The 7,230-nt window shown below is 66.0% G+C and carries 6 protein-coding genes and 1 pseudogene; 3 read left to right on the top strand and 4 right to left on the bottom strand.

Annotated elements, in window-relative coordinates:
- From CIC12_RS01515 to CIC12_RS01505, 3 genes and pseudogenes are all read left to right on the top strand, one after another.
- A pseudogene (locus CIC12_RS01515) lies at positions 1 to 583 on the top strand (cyanate transporter); the annotation flags it as partial.
- Between the two features lie 82 nt (positions 584 to 665).
- Positions 666 to 1,241, top strand: coding sequence for an ANTAR domain-containing response regulator (locus tag CIC12_RS01510; protein ID WP_121323033.1), 576 nt, complete (start codon positions 666 to 668; stop codon positions 1,239 to 1,241).
- A gap of 10 nt (positions 1,242 to 1,251) precedes the next feature.
- The gene (locus CIC12_RS01505; protein ID WP_168661495.1) at positions 1,252 to 2,421 is read left to right on the top strand and encodes a CmpA/NrtA family ABC transporter substrate-binding protein; all 1,170 of its coding nucleotides are present in this window, start codon (positions 1,252 to 1,254) and stop codon (positions 2,419 to 2,421) included.
- A 105-nt stretch (positions 2,422 to 2,526) separates the two neighbouring features.
- On the opposite strand, the gene rhaS is transcribed toward CIC12_RS01505, so the two are convergent.
- From rhaS to CIC12_RS01485, 4 genes are all read right to left on the bottom strand, one after another.
- Entirely contained in the window at positions 2,527 to 3,537 is a 1,011-nt protein-coding gene (gene rhaS, locus CIC12_RS01500) for a rhamnose ABC transporter substrate-binding protein (RefSeq protein WP_168661493.1), read from the bottom strand.
- A gap of 86 nt (positions 3,538 to 3,623) precedes the next feature.
- Positions 3,624 to 4,640 (bottom strand): ABC transporter permease, encoded by a 1,017-nt coding sequence (locus tag CIC12_RS01495; RefSeq protein ID WP_168661491.1) that lies wholly within the window; start codon positions 4,638 to 4,640, stop codon positions 3,624 to 3,626.
- A complete protein-coding gene (locus CIC12_RS01490) occupies positions 4,633 to 5,691 on the bottom strand; it encodes an ABC transporter permease (protein ID WP_168661489.1) in 1,059 nt (352 codons plus the stop codon). The genes CIC12_RS01495 and CIC12_RS01490 overlap by 8 nt, the downstream gene beginning before the upstream one ends.
- Positions 5,688 to 7,217, bottom strand: a complete 1,530-nt coding sequence (locus CIC12_RS01485; RefSeq protein ID WP_168661487.1) for an ATP-binding cassette domain-containing protein — start codon at positions 7,215 to 7,217, stop codon at positions 5,688 to 5,690. Before CIC12_RS01485 ends, CIC12_RS01490 begins: the two co-directional genes overlap by 4 nt.
- Positions 7,218 to 7,230: the final 13 nt, after the last annotated feature.

Here is a 7,230-nt window from a genome sequence, read left to right as displayed (position 1 = left end):
GCAACGCGGCGCGAGCGTCGCGGCGAGCGGCTCGCTGCTGGCGGGCATGACAGTCTTTCAAGCCGCGGCGGCGTTGCTGCTGCCGCTCGCGGCAGCGTCGTTCCGCGATCGGCGGCCGTGGCTGATGCTGGGATTGTCCGCGCAACTGTTCGGATTGCTGGGTCTGATCATCTGGCCCGACGCCGCGCCGCTGCTGTGGGTCGGCGTCGCGGGCGCAGGGCTCGGCGGGACTTTTTCGCTGACGCTCGTCACCGCGATGGATCACTCGACCGACCATCGCGTGGCCGGCAAGCTGGTCGCGTTCACGCAAGGCGTCGGCTTTCTCGTGGCGGCCATCGCACCGGTCGTGGCCGGACTCGTGCGCAGCTGGAGCGGCGATTTCGGCGCCGCCTGGGTCATGCTGGCCGTCTGCGTCGTCACGATGATGGCGCTGACGCTGCCGTTTTCGCCGCGCAGCTACGGACGCTGGCTTGACGACATGGGTGGCGCGCCGATGCGCCGCTTCGGTGCATCGGCGGCGCGTGCCCCGTGGGGGTGCAGGGGGCTGAGCCGGTCCACCCGTGGATCGCCGCCAACCCCATGATTGCCTTAGCGCCACGCCAGAGGGGCGCCGCTTGGCATATCTGTTGCTTTGATAGTAGTCAGCCGTCGATAAACCCTACTCCATGCTGCGTGTTCTCCTCGTCACCGATACCGACAAACCGATCGGCGATCTGCGCGATGCCCTCGCCCGGCTCGGCTGCGAGATGCTGGCCGGGACAGCGACACCCCAGGCGCTGCACCGCGCGGTGCAAAACGAGCGGCCCGACGTCATCATCATCGACACGGAGTCGCCGTCGCGCGACACGCTCGAACAACTCGCTGTGATGAACGCCACCGCGCCGCGCCCGGTGCTGATGTTCAGCCACGACGCCAATCAGCAGTTGATCCGCGACGCGGTCAATGCGGGCGTCACCGCCTATCTCGTCGAAGGCCTCGCGACGGAGCGGCTCGCGCCGATCCTCGAAGTCGCGCTTGCGCGTTTCGCGCAGGAATCGCAGTTGCGCGAACGGCTCGCGCAAGTCGAGAACGAACTCGCCGAACGCAAGCTGATCGACCGCGCGAAACGCCTGCTGATGGACCAGCAGAAGATCACCGAACCTGCCGCCTACGCCTGCCTGCGCAAACGCGCGATGAACCAAGGCGTCAAACTCGCCGAAGTCGCGCGCGCGGTCGTCGCGTCGGCCGACTCGCTCAAATGAAGCGCCGCTCATGACTACTCCCGCTCCCCTCGCCGCGCCGCCCGCATCGTCTCCTTCAGGGCGGCTCGAAAAGACCCATTTGCGGCTCGGCTTCGTGGCGCTGTCCGACGCCGCGCCGCTCATCGCCGCGAAGCTCCTCGAGTTCGGCCACGCGCACGGCCTGACGCTCGAACTCCAGCGTCAGCCGTCGTGGGCGGCCGTGCGCGACAAACTGCTGGCCGGCGATCTCGACGCGGCGCACGCGCTGTATGGGCTCGTGTACGGCGTGGAACTCGGGCTCGGTGCGCCGCGCACGGAAATGGCCGTGCTGACGGTGCTCAACCGCAACGGCCAGGCCATCACGCTGTCGAACCGTCTCGCCGATGCGCTCGCCGAACACGGCACGCTGCCTCGCGCGCTGGCGGCGCTCGGCCGCAAACCGGTGTTCGCACAGACCTTCCCGACCGGCACACACGCGATGTGGCTGTATTACTGGCTCGCCTCGCACGGGGTCGATCCGTTGCGCGACATCGAGAGCGTCGTGATTCCGCCGCCGCAAATGGTTGCGGCGCTCGCCGACGACAAGCTCGACGGCCTGTGTGTCGGCGAGCCGTGGAATGCGCTGGCAGAAGCGCAACGCGTCGGCAGAACGGTGGCGTACACGAGCGAGGTGTGGCCTGATCATCCCGAGAAGGTGCTCGCGTGCCGGCGCGATTTCGTCGACACACATCCGAACGCGACCCGCGCGCTCGTGCAGACGATGCTCGAAGCGTGCCGCTGGCTCGACGGCGCGGGGCATCGCGAGGACATCGCGCGCTGGCTTGCGCGGCCCGACTATATCGGCATTGATGAAAGCTTGATTGCAGCCCGCCTCGGCGCCGCTGTCGCCGGCATGGCCTCCGTCGCGCCGCGCACGCTACCCGTGCGTTTCTTCGACGACGGCGCGGTCAACTATCCGCATCCCTTCGAAGGCGCATGGTTTCTCACACAGTTCGAACGCTGGGGCATGATCGACGCGCGCACCGATTACACGCAGATCGCGGCACGGATCAATCAGACGCAGTTGTATCGTGAGGCGGCCGCGCGCGTGAACGTGGCGGTGCCTGATGAGAAGATGACGCGGGTGTTGATCGACGGTGAGGTATGGGGCAGCGGCGCGACGTCGGCCGCTTACGCGCGGCGTTTTGCGATTCGCCGCTAGCGGATAAGGCGCGCGAGCGGCTACCGTCGCCCAACGCGCCTCGCGCATCGATTCGTTACGCGCGTGATATCCCCCGCACATCGCATGGACATCACGCAGTCCGAACTAGAAATTGAAGTTGTCGATATTGCTCGCGTCGAACGTGGTCGGCGGTCCTAGAATGATTTCGCCTTGCGGCCCGATCGTGCGCTTGCCGAGCTTGCCGGCGTCGAACGACTCGCCCTCCTTGCCGCTGATCGCACCCGACGACAGCGCCGCCGCAGCGTAAGCCGCCAGGTAGCCGAGCTGGTTCGGGTCCCACAGCTGGAACGCTTTCACGGTGCCGTTCTTCACGAACGCGCGCATCCGGTTCGGCGTGCCCAGACCAGTGACCGCCACCTTGCCCTTGCTCGACGACGACGAGATATAGCGCGCGGCCGCGGCAATGCCGACTGTGGTCGGCGCGACGATCGCCTTCAGGTTCGGATACGCCTGCAGCAGGCCCTGCGTTTCGACGAACGACTTCTGATCGTCGTCGTTACCATAGGCGATTTTCACGAGCTTGATCTTCGCATACTCGGGCTTCTTCAGTTCCTCCTGCATCCACTTGATCCACGTGTTCTGGTTGGTCGCGTTCGGCGTGGCCGACAGCACCGCGAACTCGCCCTCGCCGCCCATCAGCTTCGCCACCAGCTGCACCTGGCCACGGCCGATGCCTTCGGCGTTCGCCTGATTGACGAACAGTTGCCGTCCCTCCGGCGCCGTGTCCGAGTCGAAGGTCACGACCTTGATGCCTTGCCCCATCGCTTTCTTCAAATACGGCACCACCGCATTCGCGTCATTGGCGGCGATCACGATCGCGTCCTGGCGCTGCGTGATCAGCGTATTGATGTACTGCACCTGCGACGACGCGCCCGCATCCGACGGCCCCACCACCTTGCCCACGCCTTTGAATTCCTTGATTGCGGCCATGCCGCCGTCGTCGGCGATCACTTCGTACGGGTTGTTGATCTGCTTCGGCACGAAGGCGATTTTCAGGCCGCTTTTCAGCTCGGCGGCCGACGCCATGCAACTGGCCGCGAGCAACGCGGCGCAGAGTGCGGCCGTGCCGGTATGACGTAGAAGAGGTTTGAACATGAGGTGTCTCCTGCCTTGTTGTTGGACGTGGTGGTGTCCGGGTTATCAGTTGTTGAACCTGCTTTTGCCTGCGCCTTTTTGAAACGTTATGAAGAAACGGCCGATTTCGCGATGAAACGCCGGTCGCGCGCGGCACGCCAGCGCGCAACCAGATTCGGGATCAGCACCGACGCGAGCAGCAGCACGCCGGTGACGACAGTCAGCGTTTCGCTGGACACGTCGTCGAGCGTCAGCGCGTTTTTCAGCACGCCGATGATCAGCAGCGACAGCAGCACGCCCATCATCGAACCGCGTCCACCGAAGATGCTCACGCCGCCGAACAGCACCGCCGCGATCACCGAGAGCTCGAAACCTTCGCCGTTGTCGCCGCGCGCGCTGGTGAAGCGCAAGGTGTAAACCACGCCCGCCAGCGCGCTCATCACGCCCGACAGCACGAACAGACGCAAGCGGATCTTCGCTACTTCGATGCCGGAGAACGCGGCAGCGGTCGGATTCGCGCCGATCGCATAGAGGCTGCGACCGAACGCGGTGGACTGCAGCAACACGGTGAACAGCACCGCGCCGACGATCACGATGACGAACGGCAACGGAATGAAACTCGCCCCGACCGTGTCCATGCCGAACGCCGTATAAGCCGGCGGAAAATCCGCCACCGCCTGATCGCCGAGCAGCACATACGCGAGGCCGCGAAACAGCGCGAGCGTACCGATGGTCACCGCGAGCGAAGGGAGATTGAGCTTGACGATCACGAGCCCGTTCAGCAGGCCGGCCAATGCGCCGGCGATCAGCACGAGTCCGATCACGACCGGCATCGGCAGGCCCATGTGCCACAGCACGCCCATCAATGCGCTCGACGCACCCAGCACCGACGCCACCGACAGATCGATTTCTGCGGCGACGATGATGAGTGTCATTGGCAGCGCCATCAACGCGATCTCTGTCAGATCGGCCAATACGTTGCTCAGATTCGCGCCGGTGAGGAACACCGGCGACAACCAGCGCCCGAGTCCGAGCGACAGGATCAGCACGATCACCAGCAACACTTCCCATTGCAACGGCGTTTCACGTTTGCGGGTGAGCAGCGCGGAATCGGGTTTAGCCATGATCGCGTTTCCTCATCATGCGTTTGGCGACGGAGCGGGCCAGCAAGGTATCCACCGTGATGGCGGCGACGATCAGCGCGCCTTCGATCGCCTGCTCCCAGAACGGCGACACGTGCAGCACCACCAGCGCGATGCTGATCACGCCGAGCACGAGCGCGCCGAGCGTGGCGCCGAGTATCGTGCCGACGCCGCCTGTAATCGCGACACTGCCGACCACCGCCGCTGCGACCACCTGCAATTCGATGCCCTTCGCGGTGCTGGCGTCGACGGTGCCGAAACGGGCCAGCCACAACGCGCCCGCAAAACCGGCAATCGCGCCGGACAACAGGAAGCCCGACATCACGCGCCGCTCGACGTTGACGCCGGCCAGACGCGCGGCCTCGGGATTCGAGCCGATCGCGTAGTGCTCCCGGCCGCCGCGAAACTGCTTCAGGTACACCGCGAGGCCGACCAGCACGACGAGCGCGATCAGCGCGAGGTTCGGAATGCCGAGCAGCGTGCCGCTCGCGAGACGCGAATACGCGTCGGGCAAACTGGTCGCGTTGATCTGGCCGCCGTGCACCCACGCGTAATCCGCGCCGCGAAAGATGTACAGCGTCGAGAGCGTGGCGACCAGCGAAGGCACGCGCCCCACCGCGACCAACAGCGCGTTGATGCCGCCCGCGACGAGCCCGATCGCCAGCCCCGCCGCCAGCGCCACCAGCACCGGCATATGCGGAAACGCGACGTACAGGCTCCCGACCGCATACGCGCTGATGCCGACCGTCGAGCCGACCGACAGATCGATATGGCGCATCAATATCACCACGGTCATGCCGGCTGTCAGCAAGCTGATGATCGACACGTTCAGCAGCACGTCGCGCAGATTCTGCGGATTCAGGAACTGCGGCTTCGCGAGCCCCGTCCCCACGATCAGCAAAATCAGCACGACGAACAGCGTGGTCTCGCGGCTCTTCGCGAGGCTCGCGACGAAGCCGCCGGGCGCGCCGGTGGAGTGTTTGGGCAGCGGCGGCTGAACCGGCGCGGGATGAGTCGAGGAATGGCGCATCATGCGGCGGCTCCCAACGGAGGAAGCGATTGACCGAGCGCGGCGCCCATGATGCGCTCCTCGTCGGCATCGGCACGCGTTATATCCGCGCTGATACGTCCCTCGTGCATCACCAGCACGCGATCGGCCATGCCGAGCACTTCGGGCAACTCACTCGAAATCATCAGCACGGCCATGCCGTCGCGCACCAGCTCCGCCAGCGCGCCATACACCTCGGCTTTGGCGCCGACGTCGATGCCGCGCGTGGGTTCGTCGATGATCAGCACTTTCGGGCCAGTGGCGAGCCACTTGCCGAGCACGACCTTCTGCTGGTTGCCGCCCGACAACGTGCCGACCGGTGCATTGGAATCGCCTGCTTTCAGGCGCAGCCGCGTGCCCCACCGGTTGGCGAGGTCCGTCTCGCTGCGCGTCGAGATGAGGCCGTGTTTGACGAGCCGCCCGAGCACCGTCATCGACGCATTGCGCGCGATGCTCAGTTCCAGCGCGAGGCCCTGCTGGCGGCGGTCCTCCGGCACCAGCGCGAGGCCGGCGCGCACCGCTGCGGCGGGCCGGCCCGTCGCCAGGCGCTCGCCGCCGAGCCAGACTTCGCCGGAATCGAGCGGATCGATGCCGAAGATCGCCCGCGCGACTTCGCTGCGTCCCGCACCTACGAGGCCAGCCAGCGCGACGATCTCGCCCGCGCGTACGTCGAAGGAAATGTCCTTGAAGACGCCCACGCGCGTGAGGCCGCGCACCGACAGCCGTACCTCGCCGGGCGCGCAGTCGGCCTTCGGATAGAACGTCTCCAGATCGCGGCCGACCATCTTTGCCACGATCGACTCGGTGGTGAGATCGGCGGTCAGTCCGTCGAACACTTTCGCGCCGTCGCGCATGATCGTCACGCGTTGTGTCAGCGCGAATACTTCGTCGAGCCGGTGCGTGATGAACAGGATCGCGACGTCGCGCTCGCGCAGCTTGCGTACGATCGCGAAGAGCCGCTCCACTTCGGGCAGCGACAGCGCTGCCGTGGGTTCGTCCATGATCAGCACGTTGGCGTTCAGCGACAGCGCCTTGGCGATTTCGATCACCTGCTGATCGGCAATGGACAGACCACGCACCAGTTGATCCGCGCGCAGATCGACGCCGAGCGAGGCGAGCAGGCCGTCCACCTCGCGGCGCATCGCGTCGTATTGAATGCGCCCGACGCGATCGACCGGCTGCCGCCCCATGAAGATATTTTCCGCAATCGACAGATCGAAGAACAGCGTCGGTTCCTGATAGATCACCGCGAGCCCGGCGTCGCGCGCTTCGGCGGGCGTCGCGAACCGGCGCGCCGCACCGGAGACCAGCAGCTCGCCGGTGTCCGGCTGATGCACGCCGGCGAGAATCTTCACGAGCGTCGACTTGCCCGCGCCGTTCTCGCCGAGCAGCGCATGGACTTCGCCCGGCCAGAGCGCGAGGTCGCCGTCCGATAGCGCACGCACGCGGCCGAATGATTTGCTCGCGTGCCGCAGTTCGAGTCTCGGCACAGCGGATGTGGGTTGCTGCACTGCCTGTCTCCTT

It is taken from the genome of Paraburkholderia sp. SG-MS1, assembly GCF_012275575.1.
Classification (GTDB): Bacteria; Pseudomonadota; Gammaproteobacteria; order Burkholderiales; family Burkholderiaceae; genus Paraburkholderia.
Note: the sequence above shows the minus strand (reverse complement) of the source record. Positions and strands in the feature narration are given on the sequence as shown.